The sequence below is a fragment of the Fictibacillus marinisediminis genome (assembly GCF_023149135.1).
In the GTDB taxonomy this organism is placed as follows: domain Bacteria; phylum Bacillota; class Bacilli; order Bacillales; family Fictibacillaceae; genus Fictibacillus_C; species Fictibacillus_C marinisediminis.
On sequence record NZ_JAIWJX010000002.1, the window covers coordinates 784,484 to 802,662 of the forward strand.

Sequence of the window (18,179 nt, forward strand, 5' to 3'; positions counted from 1 at the left end):
GGACGAAAATTACAGCTTTTTTCAAATTGGTTTCACAAATTTTTTCACATAAAGGAGCTCTGCACTATGTATGTATTTTCTATGGTCAGGTTGAATTCTGAAGCCCATCTCGAATCGGGGTAGCACGTTTGTTTACAGTAACAAGAAGGGGAAAGGGGAGAATTTATGTTTTCGGTACTGAGCAAATTAGGCTGGTTTTTTAAACAGCATTGGAAACGGTATACGATTGCTGTTCTGTTACTAATTGTTGTCGGCATCTTGGAAGTCATTCCGCCGAAGATCGTCGGCAATGCGATTGATGCGATCAATCTCGGCAAGCTGACAAAAGAGTCGCTTGTTCAAACGATCTTATTTTATTTAGGTTTGTTAACAGTAACCTATATTTTAACGTATTTCATGATGTATCAGTTGTTTGGAGGGGCGTTTGTTGTTGAGCGGATTCTTCGTTCGAAATTCATGCGCCACCTGCTGAAAATGACACCGGCATTTTACGAAAAGAACCGAACAGGGGATTTGATGGCAAGAGCTACCAATGACTTGAAGGCGATCTCAGTTACTGCCGGTTTCGGGATATTAACCCTTGTTGATTCCAGTGTATTTATGCTGGTTATCCTTTTTACAATGGGTCTTTTCATCAGCTGGAATTTGACGCTGGCAGCTGTATTGCCGCTTCCTCTGATGGCCATTGCCATGAACAGGTATGGAAAGAAAGTTCATGAGCGGTTCATGAAAGCACAGGATGCCTTCGGGGACATGAATGACCAGGTGCTTGAAAGCATTTCAGGAGTAAGGGTTATTCGCGCCTACGTGAAAGAACGGGAAGACATCAAGCGGTTCAATGACCTTACCGACGATGTGTACGGTAAAAATATCGCCGTTGCTAAAATCGATGCGCTGTTTGAACCGACTATTAAAGTACTCGTCGGCATCAGCTACTTGATCGGTCTTGGGTACGGGGCGTATCTGGTGTTTCATAACAGTATCACATTAGGGCAGTTGGTTTCTTTTAACGTTTACCTTGGTATGCTCATTTGGCCGATGTTCGCTGTTGGAGAATTGATCAACGTCATGCAGCGGGGGAATGCTTCACTCGACAGGGTGAATGAGACTCTCGCTTATGAACCAGACGTTAAAAATGAAGATGACCTCATCCCTCTCAAAGAACCTGGTGAGATTGCATTTCATGATGTGACCTTCCGCTATCCTTCTTCTGAGGTAGATAATCTTGTCTCCGTGAATGCAAGGGTGAAAAAAGGGCAGACGCTTGGGATTGTCGGCCGCACAGGAAGCGGAAAAACGACGTTCCTGAAACAGCTGCTCAGAGAATATCCTTTAGGTGAAGGAGAAATCCAAATTTCCAGCATTGATCTTCATCACTTGGCCATTGAAGATATCCAGGGATGGATCGGCTATGTACCTCAGGATGCCACTCTATTTTCTAAAACAATAAGAGAGAACATCTTATTTGGCAAAAGCAGCGGAACAGAAGAAGAGCTTCAGCACGTCCTTCGGATGGCCTCATTTGACCGTGACGTGAAATATTTGCCGGAAGGGTTGAATACGCTTGTCGGAGAAAAAGGAGTAGCGTTATCGGGCGGACAGAAACAGCGTGTTTCTATCGCCAGGGCATTATTTATTGACCCTGAAATCCTCATGCTTGATGATGCGCTATCGGCTGTTGATGCTAAGACGGAAGCAGCAATCATCGCAAACATCAGAAAAGAACGGGCAGGAAAGACCACTTTTATTACGACCCACAGGTTATCAGCAGTAGAACATGCTAATTGGATTATCGTAATGGACGAAGGAAGGATTATCGAAGAAGGTACACACGCACAGCTCATCTCCTCCGGCGGCTGGTATGGTGAGCAGTACGAACGGCAAAAAGTCGAAGAAACCTTCGATGAAAAGGCGGTGTAAGATTTGAACGTAGGGAAGAGATTATTTCGTTATGCACTGATTTATAAAAAAAGTTTTATTATAGGTCTGCTATTGCTGGCTTTGGCCGTATCTGCAGAGTTAACCGGTCCGTTCATCGCCAAGCGCATGATTGATGTGCACATTCTAGGCATTGAAAAGCCTTGGTACAAAACGACTGCTCAAGATAAAGACACGGTTACTTATAAGGGGAGCCGATATCAGCGCGAAGATCGTTTTCAGTCCGGTGAACCAAAAGGAAAACAGGCTAGGATTACCCAGATTGGGAGAAAGTATTACTTCATTAATCAGTCCGCAAAATTAGAAGGGGAAAAGAGTTACAAAAACAAGGAAATCATGGTCACTTCTAAAGGTGTAACCACTAAATATCCGGCAGTACAGCTGAAGAACAGTGAGCTTTTTAAATTTTATAAGCCGGAGATAAGAGGGCTGTTTAAGCTGACGGGCATTTATTTTGTTCTATTGTTATTTGCTGGATTGTTTCAGTACGGACAAAGGTACATGCTGCAGAGCTCCTCCAATCTGGTCATCAAGAAGCTGCGGCAGGATGTATTTTCACAGATCCAGAGAGTGCCGATTACGTATTTTGATAATCAGCCGGCAGGAAAAATAGTATCACGGGTGACGAATGATACAGAAGCAATTAAAGAGCTGTTCGTTAATGTACTTTCTAATTTCTTCACAGGAATTATTTATATGGCGGGAATCTTCACAGCGCTGTTCATACTGGATATGCGTCTCGCCCTGATCACGATGATTCTCGTGCCGATTCTGGTTGTTTGGATTACACTCTATCGAAAACTTGCTTCTAAGTATAACCATATTATCCGTTCAACACTGAGCGACATCAATGGAATGGTCAACGAATCCATCCAAGGCATGCCAATTATACGGGCGTTTAAACGGCAGAAGGAAACGACAAAAGAGTTTGAAGAGATGAATGAGAAATATTTTTCGTTTCAAAATAGGCTATTGAGTTTAAATGGCCTCACTTCTCACAACCTTGTGAGTGTACTTAGGAATTTAGCGTTTGTTGCCTTGATCTGGTACTTCGGAGGGGCCTCACTTAAGACGGACGCCCTGATTTCCGTTGGTGTCCTCTATGCTTTTGTTGATTACTTGAACCGGCTGTTCCAGCCCATCACCGGGATGGTTAACCAGCTCGCCCAGCTTGAGCAGGCGCTCGTATCAGCAGAGCGTGTATTTGTACTGCTGGATGAGCCGGGTATGGATGTGAAGGTCCAGGAAGTTGATCGTTATAAAGGAAATGTAACATTCAATGGAGTTTCATTTGCTTATAAAGAAGGTGAGAATGTCTTGAATGATATTACCTTCGAAGCAAGGCAGGGCGAAACGGTAGCTCTTGTCGGCCATACAGGGTCAGGAAAAAGCTCTATTATGAACCTTCTTTTCCGGTTTTATGATATTAAGCAGGGGAGAATCCTTATTGATGGCAAGGATATTATGAAAATGCCAAAGCAGGTGCTCAGGGAGCATATGGGGATTGTCCTTCAGGATCCATTTCTATTTACGGGCACAATCGCTTCAAACATCAGCCTGGATGACCCCGCGATTTCAAGAGAGATGGTAGAAAAGGCCATTACTGATGTAGGAGCGATGCCGTTTGTACAAATCCTTCCAAAAGGATTGGATGAACCCGTCATCGAAAAAGGAAGCACTCTTTCTTCCGGTCAAAGGCAGCTTCTTTCTTTCGCAAGGGCCCTGGCGTTCAATCCAGCAATCTTAATTTTGGATGAGGCAACGGCTAGTATCGATACTGAAACGGAGGCCATCATTCAAGAGGCGCTTGATGTGCTGAAGAGGGGGCGAACGACCTTTATCATTGCCCACAGGCTGTCCACCATTAAAAATGCGGACCAGATTCTTGTCCTGGATCGCGGAAGAATTGTTGAAAAGGGCGATCATACTTCATTGATGGAAGCCCGAGGCCGCTATTTTCAAATGTATCAAATTCAACAAGGACAGAAAGCGAGTAAAGCAGTATAACATTAAAAAGGGAGCCAGCCGGCTCCCTTTTTTTTTTTTGAAAATCTATTGTACTTCCTTTTGTTCCCTTTCAGCACAGTTGGTATCGAGCTTTCCGCCTTTACCATTTTCATGTCCAGAGCCCTCGCTTCCCCCGGATGCGGCAGCGGTACTTGATACGTTTAATATAGCAGCCATTCCTGTAATAACGATTTTCTTTTTCCAATCAGGATGCATGAATACCCTCCTACTTAATGTTAAGAAAATCCAGTTTGTGGAGAATTACCCCTTCTTAAAACATATTAAACCCTATCCATAATTAACCGATAATAACTAGGTGGATAAATGTAATTCAATGTATGTTAAAACGGGATAATGTATACCCAAAATGCAGATTGGGAGAAGACAAAATGAAAACTAAAATGATTCGGTATTTTAAAAAGGAAGAAATGAAATCAAGCCTTCAGGAACAAGTGCTGCATGAATTGAGCCATGTTGTGATGGAACGAAGCCCTGGATCCAGTCTGGACAAGCAGTTAGCCATGATTTCAATGACCCCGGAAGATCTGGCGGTTCTCCGAGCACTACAGCCTTTTGTTTCGCAGCATATTGAAGAAGTTGTCACTGGGTTCTACAGCACAATTGCCCACGTACCTCAGCTTTCTGAGATTATAGAGAAGAACAGTTCTGTTGAACGGCTGAGACTGACGCTTGAGCGTCATATTCGTGAGATGTTTAACGGTGAGATTCACCATGCCTTCATTGAACAAAGGAAAATGATCGCGCACATTCATTTTAAAATTGGATTAGAGCCGAAATGGTATATTTCCGCTTTTCAGGATCTTCAGTTATCTCTTTTATCCATCATGGACGAACATCTGGAGGGGAAAGAGGATTTTTATCTTGCGGCAACAGCCATTACCAAAATGCTGAACCTTGAACAGCAGCTGGTTCTTGAGGCGTTCTCTCTGGAAGAAGAGAGAGCCAGGATGAAAATTGAAGAGCAGAAAGCATTGGTAAAACAAACGGTCAACTCTTCTTCTGACGAACTGGCTGCCATTGCCCAGGAGGCGAGTGCAGCGATCGAACAGCTTGCCGCACAGTCTGGAGATGTTGTAGAACATGCACAGAGCAGTGTAGAGTATGCCTCTCTCGTATCTGAAAAATCAAAAGAAGGCAAAGAAAAGATCGAGCTGCACTTATCATCGGTACAGCAGATCAAGCAGAAAATGAATCAAATATCAAAAGAGATTCTTTTATTAAAAGAAGACTCTGGCCATATTATTGAAATTGTTGATCTCGTGAAAGGGATCGCTGAACAGACCAATTTGCTTGCCCTCAATGCAGCCATTGAAGCAGCAAGAGCAGGGGAAATGGGTAAAGGTTTTGCTGTAGTAGCGGGAGAAGTCAGAAAACTGGCAGAGCAAACCAAAGATTCAGTAGGAGGAGTCGCTGAATATATCTCCAACACGAATGGGCGGATGGATTTAATTACGGCTTCTTCGGCTCAAATCAATAGCTGGATCAATGAGAATACAGCTGAGGTTGAGGAAATGAACGATTTTTTCAATGAAATTCTCACAAACATGGAGGAAAGCAGAAAACAGAGCAACAGCGTTGGAGGAAAGATACAGGATATCGCAAAAATTATTAAAGAGATGGAACATGCCATTGCCCAAATTGCTCATTCTGCTGAAAGCCTTTCAGACAGTACGTATCATCTATAAAAAAAGAGCCCTAAGTGGGCTCTTTTTTATGATTTTATGATGGCATATTGCCCTCTGTTTGTTATAAATGAAATGATGCTGCCATCAATATTGATTCCGCTAATCCCATCAAGGGGAACCTCATATAAAACAGATGGAAGTTCAGTCGACTCTCCATCTTCCGTACTGTAAGCTCTACCGTGCAGGAACATGACATTATCGGATAGATAGTCATCAATGGCATCCCGCTGTTCAAAAGTCGCCTCTTCCAGCTGAATGTTGATCTGATCCAAATCTCCATTTTCTTCTTTTCGAATGGAAATCTGATGGCCAGCCCAGTTATTTATATGGTCTTTTACGTCGATAATTTTTAATTCGCTCATTATGCTCACCTCTTTAACAATGTACCCTGAAACCACCAGAATAAACCCTGTTACCAAGAGAGTACACGTTATAAATCGTATGTGATTAGAGGGTTAATTTAAAGGCTGGATCCTCTGAATGACGCCTTTTCCCCAAGATGCGACCTTAACGGTTACTTTATATTCACGATGAGGACTTTCAAGCTGTTTTCCGGTGTTATCTTTTACATAATAACGTTCAAGCCCATATTCAAGGTGCAGGAATCCTTCCATAGAAGGTGTTGCTTTTCCTTTTAAATATACTTGCTGCCCCTTAACATCAGGACGATCGCCAGTTACCTTGGTTACCCTATATAAGCCGTCGTTATCCGGAGACAGGACAGCATATACAGGGGTCGGATCCTCGATGGATTTACCATTCCAAAGTGAGGAAGAGACTTCGTTGATCTCATAGTTCAGCGTTACGTAATCTCCGTAGAAAACATCAGACGGATCAACAGGCTTTGTTTTTAAAACAATATCCTTGCCATAGTGATCTGCTGCATAATAACTGGCTGCAATCCCCAAAAGGACAAGTACTTGAAGAACGATCAGCCCTATCCACCATTTATTTTTTTTCATGAGAATCACCGCCTTCCTCCAGAACATCCCTTTTCTTTTTCTGCAAAAAGAAATAAAGAGCAAACAAGAGAATTCCGCCAATCAGGAAGAAGAGAGATTTTGGCATAAATGACCACGCCAGATTGATGTATGCGATGAACGTTACAATCAAGAACAGGATAATTCCCCAATTGATCTGGGATCGTTCTTCTTTTTGATATCCTTCCGTCAAAAGAAGTCCGGAGAATAGGAATGCCGAGATCAAATAAATGATGCCTGCTGTGAATTCCCCAATGAGGAAGGTGAAATAAAACCAGGGGAAAAATAATAATCCTGTCTTCAAAAATGAGGAAAAAGTACCCTTTTTCATTATTAATGATATAACTGCAGCAAACAACAAAATATATATGATGCCAAACCATAACGGATCAGGATAATCCAACGAACTGGCAGTATTGGTTAAGAAGAAATAAAGCAGCAAACTGGTGATAAAGGCAGCACCCGTTGTAAAAAAACGCAACGGTGAAGCGAGATTTTGGTTCAATCCTTCAGCTGCGGCATATAAGCCGATCAAGATTACAATCAGCCAGAGCCAGTTATCCTCAAGTGTTAAGGCATAAAGGACAAGGTGCAAAACGAGACCGGCAGAAAAAAACCAAGTAAGCAGCTTGTCTTTTGATGCGGAAACGAACCAGCCTAGACCAATCGCAAACAAAATAAGTATCACATAGCTGTAGCTGGAGAATTCGGATAATGCATAAAGCTGGCCTCCGGTCAGGATCGCAAAGGAAATAAAGAACAAAAGCTTCCCGCGAAATAAATAAAGATAAAGCAAAGCTGGAACGGACCAAATGATAAAAGTGCGTGCATCATAGGATACAAAATGAAATGTTTGGCCAAGCAGGATAAGTCCAGCTCCAAAAGACGCGATTCCGAGGGCTATAAAAGCTCTTCCCAGAACAGGATTTCCTTTTTTTAGCCGAACATGGCCCGCAGTGTAGAACACACTGAGAACGGCAATCAGAAGCACCAGACGGTAAAGAGGTGATATTCCATCCCAGTTGGATGCGATGAAGGATAAAATCCCAAGGCCGATGAGAATGCTTGCAAAGACGGGAATGAGTCCGATTCCTTGCTTTGAATGCCCGTCTGGATATTTTGAAAGAATCTGTTTGTATTGTTCTTCCGTAATAATTCCATCCTGTACCCACGTCTTCCCTTCTTTAATTAGCCACTTGTCACTCACTGTTCCACCCCGATTCTTTAAATTTGTAAAAATGCAGGTCGAATAAAACGTTGTATTTCTTCACCCCCACTGTAACAGAGCACGTTAATATTTTCACCCTCAACCCAAAGATATGTCACACGTGGAAAGAGGATGCTGTATTTTCAGCGTTTGGGGCCATTCCACATAAATTGGAAAAAAACCGGCGCATAACCTTTTTTAATTGATGCACAATATGTTTCAAGAGGAGGTGATATCAATGGCAAACAACAATAGCTCAAACCAATTAGCAGTACCTGGTGCTCAACAAGCTCTTGATCAAATGAAGTACGAAATCGCTTCTGAGTTTGGTGTTCAATTAGGAGCTGACACAACTGCTCGTGCTAACGGATCTGTAGGTGGAGAAATCACGAAACGTCTTGTAGCAATGGCTCAACAACAAATCAGCGGATCAGCTCGATAACTCTATAATCATGGCTGTAAAAGGGTGGAGCAATCCGCCCTTTTTGATAAGGAAAAGAGGAAGGCAAAATGAGTATGTGCCCGGTTTGCAATCAATTACATAATGTTGCCTTCCGCTGTCCGGAATGCGGTAATTTGAGTGAAGATCTAGGGAAGCTGAGCGATTACTTTGATGATTACAGCCCTTATGTGGATTCCGATGGATTAAAGCTTGAAAATGGTTATCCGGCTGATTTTAAAGAAGGCCAGTGCCCGCATATGTATTATTGCCGGATATGCCGGCATGAAATGATTATGTTCATTTCTGAATGGAACTCAGAGGAACTGCAATAGGCAAAAAAAATCACCGTTCTCTTTAAAAAGAGCGGTGATTTTTATTTTACCAGGCGCAATCGCCGTTCCAGGCGTTCGCGGCCCCATTCAAGCAGGGTGGATATACCCCAATAGATAAGTGCGGCTTCCAAGAGTACCGGCAGGACGATGAGACTTGATGCACTGCGCTGGTCTGCAATGGAAGTAAGTTCTGGAACGGTAATCACCGAAGCCAGAGAAGAGGATTTAGCAACATCAATCAATGAATTCCAGATCGATGGGATAGCAATCCGCCAAGCTTGCGGAAAAATTACTTCCCTGAACGTTTGGAAGTAGTTCATGCCGAGGGAATAAGCGGCTTCCCATTGTCCGTTTGGAATGGATTGAATGGCCCCGCGGTATGATTCTGCAATATAAGCGCTGAAATGCAGGATCAATCCTACGAGAGCTGCTTGCCATCCTTCAGGGGTAATCGCAAATGTAAAACCATTATATAAGATCAATAATTGAATAAGGAGCGGTGTTCCGCGAAAAAAAGAGATATAAACCTTTGCAAAACGGACAAGCACACTGTTGCTAGACATCCGGCAAAGTGCAATGATCAGGCCGAAAATCAGCGAGCCAATTATGGAACCAAGGCTGAGGATAACGGTGATTTTGGCTCCCTCCAGTAAAAACGGGAGGGAGTCCACCATGTATTGGAGAGAACTACTCACTTACATCTGCTCCAAAGTATTTTTTGGAAAGCTTGGAAAGAGTGCCGTCTTTCTTCATGTCAGCGAGTGCTTTATCCACTTTTTTTGCTAAATCTTTATCATTTTTCTTAAAAGCAAATGCCATTTTATTCTCTGAGAATGGCTCTCCTACAGGTTTCACATTGTATTTTGTATTTTTAAGCTCGGTTAAAATAAAGAGCTCATCATTTAAGGCAGCATCCACACGGTTAACATCTAGATCAGTCAGTACTTGAGCAATGCCTTTGTAATATTTAACTTTTGCTCCCGCTTTTTCAGCTTGAGCTGCATAGTTGCTTCCTTGTGTGGTTCCAACCACTTTTCCTTTAAGGTCTTTAATGCTTTTAATGTCTTTGTTGTTTTTATTAACAATTACTTTCCCGCCAGACACGGTGTAAGGACTGGAGAAAGCAAATTGTTTTTTGCGTTCCGGAGTAATCGTTACCTGATTCGCTACCATGTCAAATCGCTTTCCTAGAGAACTAAACATGTTCTTCCATTCGGTTGGTACAACTTTTGGCTTCATATCAAGGCGTTTTGCCACTTCTTTTGCGACTTCAACATCATAGCCAGTGACTTCATTCGTCTTTTTGTCACGATAAGAGAATGGAGGGTATGTAGCTTCCGTTCCGATCGTCAACTCTTTTTTCTTTTCCCCATTGTTGCCGCAAGCGGTTAACACACCAGCAAGCATGACAGAAACCATGAGTAATGCCCACAGCTTTTTCATGTAAAAAACCTCCGTTATAAATCCAAATTTGGATTATTTTTTTAGTTTAAACCGATAAAACACATCAGAATTCTTTAGTCATTTTAATCAGTAAACTAAGTTGTTGTCAATGATTAAACATTATTCCCTATTTCAGAACGATTTTCACATGAAATGAAGAAAAAATAAAAAAACCTCTTTCTCAGGAAGAAAAGAGGTTTTTGAACTTGAAATTATCTAATGCGCTCTTCCGTGTCGTTATCGAAGAAATGCGCTTTGTTCATGTCAAAGGCAAGATGAATGTTTTGCCCGTTCTGAACATCTGTACGGGAATCAACACGCGCGATGAAATCTTGGCCAGCGATTGTAGAGTATAGGAAAGTTTCAGCTCCCATCAGCTCTGCTACATCAATGCGGGCAGTGATCTTTGTATTTGTAGAAGACTCAAGGAACACAGGCTCATCATGGATGTCTTCTGGACGAATTCCGAGGGTTATTTCTTTATTAAGGTAACCGTTGTCCTTCAGCGTTTTCATTTTGCCTCCAGGAATGGCAACACGGATATCGTTGATGATGAAGAATCCGTCCTCTACTTTTCCTTGGAGGAAGTTCATCGCCGGGCTTCCGATAAATCCGCCGACAAACACATTTTCAGGAGTATCGTATACTTCTTTCGGTGATCCTACTTGCTGGATGTGTCCGTCTTTCATAACAACGATTCGAGTTGCCATCGTCATCGCTTCTGTCTGGTCATGCGTTACATAGATCGTAGTTGTTTGAAGGCGCTGATGCAGCTTGGAAATTTCAGCACGCATCTGAACACGCAATTTTGCATCAAGGTTGGATAACGGCTCATCCATCAAGAATACTTGAGCATCACGAACGATGGCACGTCCGAGCGCAACCCTCTGGCGCTGACCGCCTGAAAGAGCTTTCGGTTTACGGTCAAGGTATTGTTCAAGTCCAAGGATGCGTGCAGCATCTTTTACACGGCGATCGATTTCTTCTTTGCTGAATTTGCGAAGCTTCAGCCCGAATGCCATATTGTCATATACGTTCATGTGCGGATAAAGGGCATAGTTCTGGAAAACCATGGCGATATCACGGTCTTTAGGAGCAACATCGTTTACAACACGGTCGCCAATCACAAGATCTCCTTCAGAAATATCTTCAAGTCCTGCAATCATACGAAGAGTAGTGGACTTACCACAGCCGGACGGCCCAACGAATACAATAAATTCTTTATCTTTAATATCAAGGTTAAAGTCATGTACTGCAGTGACTTTATTGTCATAGCGTTTCACAATATTTTGAAGTTTAATTTCTGCCATTGTTACTGCCTCCTTAAGTTCGCAAAAGAAAAGCATTTGCTGGTTGCCTTCATTGTATCGAATGTAAGGGCTTTCGTATATTGGAGGCTTGGCCGAATTGAAAGCGCTATTTTTGTGCATAGTGCACAAAAGGTTTTTTATGCAAAGCATAAAAAATAACCTTAATTATGCTGTGTATAAAACACTACTTCAAAACTTTACCTGTTTGTTCGTTCACGGCTGATTAACGCATGATACACTGCAACGGCTGGTTTGAATTGTTTAACGTCGATTCCGGTTCTCTCGATAAATTTATCAACCCGGTACTGAAGGCTGTTTCGGTGGATGTAAAGTTTCTTTGCCGCCATCGACAGGTTCATGTTGCATTCAAGGAACACTTGGATGCTTTGAATGAGGTCTCTGTCGTCAAATAGTTCATCAGGGATCAGCTGGGAAATATAATGATGGGCAGGCTTGTCCGTCTGGGTGAGCAGCAGATAAGGGACAAGGTCTTCACGGCTGTACACCTCTTGTGGTGGAAGAAACGGCCGCACTGAAGAGAACAGTTCCCTTTCCAGTTTGAATTGTTCAGATGCGGCTTCATAATCCTGAAGCCACATCCCGAGGAACAAGTCCAGATCGGTGTAAAAATCACCCGTCAGGACAGATTTTACCTGATCGTAGGGCAATTCTTCCGCTTCATCTGTTTTCGGCTCGATCAGAACGCCATAATGAGCGTTTATAAACAAAACGTTTACTTCAGAAGGGAAAATGCCTGATACGGCTTCCATAAATGCTTCTGCTTCCTGATCGGAAAGGGGGCTTTTTAAAAAGAAATGAATGAACCTGAAGCTGGTACCGGCCTCTTTTTCGGGTGGATTTCCTGCGAGCACGTTCTTCCAAAAGATTTGCTGCTGAGAGAGAGGTACTTCAGCTTCTTGTGAGAACAGCGAGTTTAATAAGCTCAGTTCATCTGAGGTAACCGCTGGTTTGGCAATCCCGAATCTTTTTCCCTGTTGATCTGCAAACCAATAATAGTGTTCCGGGCGGCTGGTAGATATAGTGAAATGGTCTCCATAATAATCTTTAAGTTTGGATAGCATGCCGAAAACCCCTTTGTTTAATCTACTGTTAGTATACCAGTGCAGATCAGGATGTAACAAAAAAAGAGGGGACCTGCACTTAGGTCACGTTCAGCCCTTTGGAAACAAAGGCCTGTTTGGCGAGATGAACAGCATATTGCAAAGGAAGCATTCTCGTCGAATAATCTTCTGCTCTAAAGGAAGAATGGGAGAAAATGCCCCTTCCTGGACGGGAATTGGCTTCAATCAGCCAAACCTTTCCTTGCTGGTCCAAGCCAAAATCAAATCCAATTTCTCCGATGAGGCCCGATATGTTCTCATCAATTTTATGGCTGAGCTGTAATGCGGCTTTTGTTAGTTTCAAAGCTGATTTTGAAGGGAGGCCGGCATGCTGGATTACCTCTTCGGCCCGCTTTATTTCACCGCCGTAAGCCAGATGTGTGGTATGGGCCTGTGTACCGGCAATCTTTGCGGCCATCGCACTGGCCACCCACTTTCCGTCCCGGTTTTTATTCGTATGCACTCTAAAGTCAACCGGCCGCTGTTTCCAAGTGATCAGGTCTATCCCTTGCTGTACTAGCGTATCCTGAAGCCGGCCATAGAGTTTTCGTGTTTTCAGAAGAGAGATCAAACTTTGGAAATGCTCGATTTTAGGACGGTGATCTTCAAGGAATCTGCAGCTGTAACCTCCAGCCGGCTCTTTGTGCACGGAAAGAATTCCTCGACCATGGCTGCCCCCGATCGGCTTGAAGAAAACAGCAGAATACGTGTTTAACATATTTTCAATTAGCTGAACTCCTGGATTGATCACCGTATAGGGCAGGTAGTCCCTCATCTCCTTATCTTTTTGCAGAAACCGAAAAATCTCCCATTTGCTGAAAAAAGAAGGGTTAAAGAATGGAATCTCCCATTCAAGGTCAAGCAGATGAACAGCTTTCTGATATTTCAAGCTGCTTTCTGTTCGCCGATTGGGAATCTGGTTGTAGATGATGGAGGGAAGGGGGACGAGGTGCTGTGACCATCCTTTCTCCGAGTAAAAGAATCCCTGAATCATCCGATTTTCCTGCTGTAATTGCTCAGGACCAAATACAAAATAATAAGCCCCGACTTGTCGGTCTGCAGAGAGAAGCTTACTGAAAAAAGCAGATCTCTCTCCTACCGGACGGGAAGGAAAAAGGCCTACCCCTGATGTAAAAATACCCACAAGCGGCCCGATCAGGATGCGTGAATCCTCAATATGTACGTGGATTTTTGCTTCAAAAGGTATGGACAGCAAATCCCAAAGGGACTTCGATAATTGAATTTCCCTTTTGGAATGAGGAACAGCTTCGCATAAAACGGTTCTTGAACCAAAGGACAAGGATACGCGGTGCCTGCCGTGTTGTAAGAGATATTCCGGCACATAGACTCTGCTTCCATCATCCTTGCCTTTGCAGATTGGAAGTACATGCTGCATTTCTTTTCCTCCCCACGAGAAGTGCGCCTTGCGATGGCATTCTCGATTGATTAGGCTTATGCCGATATCGTATACTATGATAGCAGTATGATAATCGTGTTTAACAATTAGGAGACAAATGCGAGAAAAGAACTGAAAATGATTACCTGGCTTGGCGCATTGCTGGGAGGAGCCATCGGGTTCTTCCAGGCTTTAATTGTGATGTTCATGTAAGGTCTGTTATAGTGGTAGAGATTCAGAGATTTAAGGAGGAATACAATCATGTCTAATATTTATGACTTGGCATACAGCCTTGAAAAAGCTTTGCGCGACAGCGAGGATTTCCAAACATTAAAACAATGCTATGCAGAAGTTAATGCTGATGCAGAAGCACAAAAAATGTTTGAAGAATTCCGCAATCTGCAAATGGGCCTTCAGCAAAAACAAATGACCGGCGAACAAGTAACACAAGAGGAAGTGGAAAAAGCTCAAGCCATGTTCCAAGCCGTTCAGCAAAATGAAATCATCAGCAAACTCATGGCAACTGAACAGCGCATGAGTCTAACCATTTCTGATCTGAATAAAATCATCACTAAACCGCTCGAAGAGATCTACGGACCAATGGTAGATAACGAGCAATAAATATATCATGTGAAAAGCCGTCTCCGGTGTGCATTTTGTGCAGGGAGACGGCTTTTTTTGTTGCACGGGGGGGGGGGGGAATTGAGCCAAACCATTGCATAATTGTGCCTAGTTCAGATTAAATGCGCCGAACTCAAAATAATTGAGCGAAAATAAGATCAGCTTGCACAATACGCAAGCTGTGTTTTCTTTATCTGTTCTACCTTCTTCGATAGGGGAATACATTTTGACAGAGAGAGTCTTTATTCGATAAATAGGGGGGATTGCCATGGTATACCGGATGCTGATTCTTGACATCGATGGGACCCTGTTGAGAAGCAATTTTCGTTTGGATAAGGAAACGAGGGAAGCGATAGATTATGTGAAGAAGAAGGGCGTTTATATCACACTGGCCTCAGGGAGGAATTTTCCATCTACAAAAAAGATCGCTAAGGCATTGAAACTTGATGGTTATTTAATCAGCCAAAACGGCGGGTATATCGCTTCTAGTGTGGATGAACCGTTTTTTGAATCACATATTTCAAAAGAAGACACGTATCGGATTGTCAATATTTTAGAGAATTACAATTGTCATATCCGGCTTGTGCATGAACGGTTCTCAGTCGGAAACCAGGTTCAGCAGAAAAACCAGCTCGTTGCGAAGGTAACATTGGGTGCAGGGGATCCGCTTTTCTACCCAGTAACGTTCACGGAGAACCTGAGCAGTAATGTACTGGAAAAAGAGATTACCCCGTCTAAGATTGACGTTCAGTTCTTTGAGGAAAGAGAGCGGAGGTCAGCGGAACAGCATTTGAGAACGCATTTTGCCAATTTTGAGTATACCTCCTCGACGAAGTGCAATTTCGAAATTACTTCCCCCAATGTCACGAAAGCCAATGCATTAAGACTGCTCGGCTTGAAGCTTGATGTGACCCCTGAGGAGATGGTGGCTGTCGGTGATTCTCATAATGACAGGGAAATGATTGAGATGGCAGGACTTGGAGTGGCCATGGGCAATGCTCCTGAAGATGTGAAACAGGCTGCAAATTGGATCACCAGGACGAACGATCAGCTCGGAGTGCCATATATGATAAAAGAAGTTTTCCGAAAGCAGCTGAGAGTGGGACTATATTAACGAAAAAGCTCCGAAAACGGGGCTTTTTCCTTTGGTTTTTAATGTAAAATATATTTCATTTTTATTACAAATTGAAAAACGACAAATTTTGAAAGGGTTTTCATAAAGTACTGTCGAATCATTTTGATGTAAGGAACAAGTATATGAGGAGGATTGTAATGGAAAAAACAGTTAACCTGAATTTGAAGCCAAAGGTGGCAGAATTCCTAAACGGCACGAAGAAACTTTTTATTAATGGTGAATGGGTAACCTCTAAATCAGGAAAAACGTTTGAAACACTTAATCCTTCAACAGGAGAGGTTTTGGCGCTTGTTGCAGAAGGCGGAAAAGAAGATATCGATCTTGCGGTTGATGCGGCGCGAAAAGCTTTTGATTCTGGATATTGGACTAAAATGAGCGCAGCGAAGCGCAGTTATTTAATCTATAAGCTTGCAGACTTGATGGAACAGAACAAAGAAGAGCTTGCACAGCTTGATACGCTGGATAACGGGAAACCGATCCGCGAAACGATGAATGCAGATGTTCCTCTGGCAATTGAGCATTTTCGCTACTATGCTGGCTGGGCAACTAAAATCGTCGGACAAACCATCCCGGTTGCAGGGAGTTTCTTTAACTATACCCGCCACGAGCCGGTTGGGGTTGTAGGACAAATCATCCCTTGGAACTTCCCGCTCTTAATGGCTGCATGGAAGCTTGGGGCAGCACTTGCAACAGGCTGTACAGTTGTACTGAAGCCAGCTGAGCAAACTCCGCTGTCTGCTCTTTATCTTGCACAGCTTGCTCAAGAAGCAGGATTCCCAGAGGGCGTTCTGAATGTAGTAACAGGTGCGGGTGAAACAGGAGCAGCTCTTGTTGATCATCCGGAAGTGAACAAAATCGCCTTTACCGGATCAACTGAAGTCGGTAAGATGATCATGAGAAATGCAGCGGATTCACTAAAACGTGTAACGCTTGAGCTTGGCGGTAAATCACCGAATATCATTCTTCCGGATGCAGACATGACACGTGCTATTCCTGGTGCATTGGGCGGAATCATGTTCAACCAAGGACAAGTTTGCTGCGCAGGTTCCCGTTTGTTCATTCAAAAGAAAGCTTTTGACAATGTAATGGCGGACATGGTTTCCCATGCGAAGAACATTAAGCAGGGTCCTGGCCTTGATCCGGACACCACGATGGGGCCGCTTGTATCAGAAGAGCAGCATAACCGTGTCATGAGCTACATTGAAAAAGGGAAAGATGAAGGAGCCGAACTGTTAACGGGAGGAACGAGGCCGTTTGAGCAAGGTTACTTTGTAGAGCCTACTATTTTTGCGGATGTAGACGATAAGATGACGATCGCTAAAGAAGAGATCTTCGGACCGGTTGTAGCAGCGATGCCGTTTGAAGACCTGGACGAAGTTATCGAGCGTGCGAACCGTTCTGAGTATGGTCTTGCTGCAGGATTGTGGACTGAAAACTTAAAAACGGCACACTATGTATCCAATAACTTAAAAGCCGGTACAGTCTGGATTAACTGCTATAATGCGTTTGATGCAGCTTCTCCATTCGGCGGATACAAGCAATCCGGAATGGGCCGTGAGATGGGCTCTTATGCGCTAAATAACTACACAGAAGTAAAAAGTGTGTGGGTTAACCTAAAATAAAAAGACAAGCAAAAGCATGTGTGATCCAGGGAAGCGACCCGGCACAGGCAAATAGATATACATGATTAAGGGGTCAATAACTGAACGGAAACGAAAAGCCCGGCTGCTAGATCCAGCAGCCGGGCTTTTTTATGTTGTTTTTAAATCATAACTTTTATAAAGCGGAGTCCGGTATCGTCATAGTCAAGGTTACGGTAGAACTCATGGGTATCGGTACGGTGTTTTCCGCTGTGGAGAACGATGGATGTGCACCCTTGTTCCTCTGCCCACTCTTCCGCATGGCGCACTAACGATTTGCCGAATCCATTTCCTTGATACTCCTCACAGACCACGAGGGCAATAATCCTCAAATACGTCCCGTTCTTCTCGAAATAATAGCCCTTGACGAGACCGATCATTCCAATGACAAGATCATTATAGCAAGCGACAAAGCAAATGTAGGAAGGATCCTGAAGAATATATGTTAATCGGTCTCTCATTTCTTCTTCGGTGGTAGGATAGCCGAGATCGCCCATTAAATAAGAGAGAGACAGGCTATCCTCAATCGTCCCCCTCCGAATGAAAATTTCACTCATCTTCGCACCTCTTTTTAGTAAGATAAGAAAATTAGGAAATGAACATACAGAGATGTCTGGCTTATATGCAGCCAGATCGGCTAGCAGAAACTATGATCAGCGATGAAAGAGAAGCAGGGCACCAGCTGGAGAAGTGAGGCGGTGAGTGCGCTCGCTGTACTCTTTCTCCTTCAATCGCTCTTCTCCAAGTGTTTTGGCTTGCTGGTCGTCTTGGGCCTGAATGGTTTCGTCGAGCAGCTTTTCGCCGCTCTTATCGTATACGGTAAGAAAATACTTATTCATGGTGTGTAAACTCCCTTCAAGATTCTTAAATTATATTTCTTGTTTTTCGCCAAATTTCCTGC

The 18,179-nt window shown here is 43.3% G+C and carries 19 protein-coding genes and 1 pseudogene; 9 read left to right on the forward strand and 11 right to left on the reverse strand.

Annotation, left to right across the window (positions count from 1 at the left end):
• The first annotated feature begins 165 nt into the window (after nt 1-165).
• Together LCY76_RS04380 and LCY76_RS04385 are read left to right on the forward strand one after the other, a co-directional pair.
• The gene (locus LCY76_RS04380) at nt 166-1,920 is read left to right on the forward strand and encodes an ABC transporter ATP-binding protein (protein ID WP_248251601.1); all 1,755 of its coding nucleotides are present in this window, start codon (nt 166-168) and stop codon (nt 1,918-1,920) included.
• A gap of 3 nt (nt 1,921-1,923) precedes the next feature.
• The gene (locus LCY76_RS04385) at nt 1,924-3,945 is read left to right on the forward strand and encodes an ABC transporter ATP-binding protein (protein WP_248251602.1); all 2,022 of its coding nucleotides are present in this window, start codon (nt 1,924-1,926) and stop codon (nt 3,943-3,945) included.
• Nucleotides 3,946-3,990: 45 nt separating this feature from the next.
• On the opposite strand, the gene LCY76_RS04390 is transcribed toward LCY76_RS04385, so the two are convergent.
• A complete protein-coding gene (locus tag LCY76_RS04390) occupies nt 3,991-4,161 on the reverse strand; it encodes a hypothetical protein (protein ID WP_248251603.1) in 171 nt (56 codons plus the stop codon).
• Nucleotides 4,162-4,334: 173 nt separating this feature from the next.
• Between LCY76_RS04390 and LCY76_RS04395 the strand changes: the two genes are divergently transcribed.
• Entirely contained in the window at nt 4,335-5,651 is a 1,317-nt protein-coding gene (locus LCY76_RS04395; RefSeq protein WP_248251604.1) for a globin-coupled sensor protein, read from the forward strand.
• Nucleotides 5,652-5,677: 26 nt separating this feature from the next.
• Here the strand turns inward: LCY76_RS04395 and ymzB are convergent, their stop codons facing one another.
• From ymzB to LCY76_RS04410, 3 genes are all read right to left on the reverse strand, one after another.
• The gene (gene ymzB, locus LCY76_RS04400) at nt 5,678-6,013 is read right to left on the reverse strand and encodes a protein YmzB (protein ID WP_248251605.1); all 336 of its coding nucleotides are present in this window, start codon (nt 6,011-6,013) and stop codon (nt 5,678-5,680) included.
• A 93-nt stretch (nt 6,014-6,106) separates the two neighbouring features.
• Nucleotides 6,107-6,613, reverse strand: a complete 507-nt coding sequence (locus LCY76_RS04405) for a GDYXXLXY domain-containing protein (RefSeq protein ID WP_248251606.1) — start codon at nt 6,611-6,613, stop codon at nt 6,107-6,109.
• On the reverse strand, nt 6,600-7,838 hold the full coding sequence (locus LCY76_RS04410; RefSeq protein ID WP_248251607.1) for a DUF2157 domain-containing protein: 1,239 nt from the start codon (nt 7,836-7,838) through the stop codon (nt 6,600-6,602). Before LCY76_RS04410 ends, LCY76_RS04405 begins: the two co-directional genes overlap by 14 nt.
• 238 nt (nt 7,839-8,076) lie before the next feature.
• On the opposite strand from LCY76_RS04410, the gene LCY76_RS04415 reads away from it, so the two are divergent.
• On the forward strand, nt 8,077-8,280 hold the full coding sequence (locus tag LCY76_RS04415) for an alpha/beta-type small acid-soluble spore protein (RefSeq protein ID WP_053355577.1): 204 nt from the start codon (nt 8,077-8,079) through the stop codon (nt 8,278-8,280).
• A gap of 68 nt (nt 8,281-8,348) precedes the next feature.
• The gene (locus LCY76_RS04420; RefSeq protein ID WP_248251608.1) at nt 8,349-8,612 is read left to right on the forward strand and encodes a hypothetical protein; all 264 of its coding nucleotides are present in this window, start codon (nt 8,349-8,351) and stop codon (nt 8,610-8,612) included.
• A 41-nt stretch (nt 8,613-8,653) separates the two neighbouring features.
• On the opposite strand, the gene LCY76_RS04425 is transcribed toward LCY76_RS04420, so the two are convergent.
• The 5 genes from LCY76_RS04425 to LCY76_RS04445 all read right to left on the reverse strand — a co-directional run bounded on the left by LCY76_RS04425 (nt 8,654) and on the right by LCY76_RS04445 (nt 13,882).
• Nucleotides 8,654-9,307 carry an amino acid ABC transporter permease gene (locus LCY76_RS04425; protein ID WP_248251609.1) on the reverse strand — a complete coding sequence of 218 codons (654 nt, stop codon included), beginning with the start codon at nt 9,305-9,307 and terminating at the stop codon, nt 8,654-8,656.
• Entirely contained in the window at nt 9,300-10,055 is a 756-nt protein-coding gene (locus tag LCY76_RS04430) for a transporter substrate-binding domain-containing protein (RefSeq protein ID WP_248251610.1), read from the reverse strand. Before LCY76_RS04430 ends, LCY76_RS04425 begins: the two co-directional genes overlap by 8 nt.
• 212 nt (nt 10,056-10,267) lie before the next feature.
• Nucleotides 10,268-11,365 (reverse strand): ABC transporter ATP-binding protein, encoded by a 1,098-nt coding sequence (locus LCY76_RS04435; protein ID WP_248251611.1) that lies wholly within the window; start codon nt 11,363-11,365, stop codon nt 10,268-10,270.
• Nucleotides 11,366-11,562: 197 nt separating this feature from the next.
• Complete coding sequence (locus tag LCY76_RS04440) at nt 11,563-12,447, reverse strand: PucR family transcriptional regulator (protein WP_248251612.1); 885 nt, start codon at nt 12,445-12,447, stop codon at nt 11,563-11,565.
• Between the two features lie 79 nt (nt 12,448-12,526).
• Entirely contained in the window at nt 12,527-13,882 is a 1,356-nt protein-coding gene (locus LCY76_RS04445) for a YheC/YheD family endospore coat-associated protein (RefSeq protein ID WP_248251613.1), read from the reverse strand.
• 123 nt (nt 13,883-14,005) lie between these two features.
• Here LCY76_RS04445 and LCY76_RS04450 point away from each other — a divergent pair.
• The 4 genes and pseudogenes from LCY76_RS04450 to LCY76_RS04465 form a co-directional block, all read left to right on the forward strand.
• Nucleotides 14,006-14,095: pseudogene (locus LCY76_RS04450) on the forward strand (hypothetical protein); the annotation flags it as partial.
• A gap of 45 nt (nt 14,096-14,140) precedes the next feature.
• Nucleotides 14,141-14,503, forward strand: a complete 363-nt coding sequence (locus tag LCY76_RS04455; RefSeq protein WP_156316400.1) for a YlbF/YmcA family competence regulator — start codon at nt 14,141-14,143, stop codon at nt 14,501-14,503.
• Between the two features lie 268 nt (nt 14,504-14,771).
• Complete coding sequence (locus LCY76_RS04460) at nt 14,772-15,617, forward strand: Cof-type HAD-IIB family hydrolase (RefSeq protein WP_248251614.1); 846 nt, start codon at nt 14,772-14,774, stop codon at nt 15,615-15,617.
• 158 nt (nt 15,618-15,775) lie between these two features.
• Complete coding sequence (locus LCY76_RS04465; RefSeq protein WP_053355567.1) at nt 15,776-17,260, forward strand: aldehyde dehydrogenase family protein; 1,485 nt, start codon at nt 15,776-15,778, stop codon at nt 17,258-17,260.
• A 140-nt stretch (nt 17,261-17,400) separates the two neighbouring features.
• Here the strand turns inward: LCY76_RS04465 and LCY76_RS04470 are convergent, their stop codons facing one another.
• Nucleotides 17,401-17,835 carry a GNAT family N-acetyltransferase gene (locus LCY76_RS04470; protein ID WP_062236706.1) on the reverse strand — a complete coding sequence of 145 codons (435 nt, stop codon included), beginning with the start codon at nt 17,833-17,835 and terminating at the stop codon, nt 17,401-17,403.
• Between the two features lie 96 nt (nt 17,836-17,931).
• The gene (locus LCY76_RS04475; protein ID WP_082683496.1) at nt 17,932-18,117 is read right to left on the reverse strand and encodes a YhzD family protein; all 186 of its coding nucleotides are present in this window, start codon (nt 18,115-18,117) and stop codon (nt 17,932-17,934) included.
• Between the last annotated feature and the right edge of the window lie 62 nt (nt 18,118-18,179).

What these genes read in the sequence shown, in the direction of transcription:
- LCY76_RS04405 (WP_248251606.1), bottom strand. Translation starts at nt 6,613, where the DNA reads ATGAAAAAAAATAAATGGTGGATAGGGCTGATCGTTCTTCAAGTACTT.
- LCY76_RS04440 (WP_248251612.1), bottom strand. Translation starts at nt 12,447, where the DNA reads ATGCTATCCAAACTTAAAGATTATTATGGAGACCATTTCACTATATCT.
- ymzB (WP_248251605.1), bottom strand. Translation starts at nt 6,013, where the DNA reads ATGAGCGAATTAAAAATTATCGACGTAAAAGACCATATAAATAACTGG.
- LCY76_RS04470 (WP_062236706.1), bottom strand. Translation starts at nt 17,835, where the DNA reads ATGAGTGAAATTTTCATTCGGAGGGGGACGATTGAGGATAGCCTGTCT.
- LCY76_RS04435 (WP_248251611.1), bottom strand. Translation starts at nt 11,365, where the DNA reads ATGGCAGAAATTAAACTTCAAAATATTGTGAAACGCTATGACAATAAA.
- LCY76_RS04445 (WP_248251613.1), bottom strand. Translation starts at nt 13,882, where the DNA reads ATGCAGCATGTACTTCCAATCTGCAAAGGCAAGGATGATGGAAGCAGA.
- LCY76_RS04420 (WP_248251608.1), top strand. Translation starts at nt 8,349, where the DNA reads ATGAGTATGTGCCCGGTTTGCAATCAATTACATAATGTTGCCTTCCGC.
- LCY76_RS04465 (WP_053355567.1), top strand. Translation starts at nt 15,776, where the DNA reads ATGGAAAAAACAGTTAACCTGAATTTGAAGCCAAAGGTGGCAGAATTC.
- LCY76_RS04395 (WP_248251604.1), top strand. Translation starts at nt 4,335, where the DNA reads ATGAAAACTAAAATGATTCGGTATTTTAAAAAGGAAGAAATGAAATCA.
- LCY76_RS04460 (WP_248251614.1), top strand. Translation starts at nt 14,772, where the DNA reads ATGGTATACCGGATGCTGATTCTTGACATCGATGGGACCCTGTTGAGA.
- LCY76_RS04415 (WP_053355577.1), top strand. Translation starts at nt 8,077, where the DNA reads ATGGCAAACAACAATAGCTCAAACCAATTAGCAGTACCTGGTGCTCAA.
- LCY76_RS04430 (WP_248251610.1), bottom strand. Translation starts at nt 10,055, where the DNA reads ATGAAAAAGCTGTGGGCATTACTCATGGTTTCTGTCATGCTTGCTGGT.
- LCY76_RS04475 (WP_082683496.1), bottom strand. Translation starts at nt 18,117, where the DNA reads ATGAATAAGTATTTTCTTACCGTATACGATAAGAGCGGCGAAAAGCTG.
- LCY76_RS04390 (WP_248251603.1), bottom strand. Translation starts at nt 4,161, where the DNA reads ATGCATCCTGATTGGAAAAAGAAAATCGTTATTACAGGAATGGCTGCT.
- LCY76_RS04380 (WP_248251601.1), top strand. Translation starts at nt 166, where the DNA reads ATGTTTTCGGTACTGAGCAAATTAGGCTGGTTTTTTAAACAGCATTGG.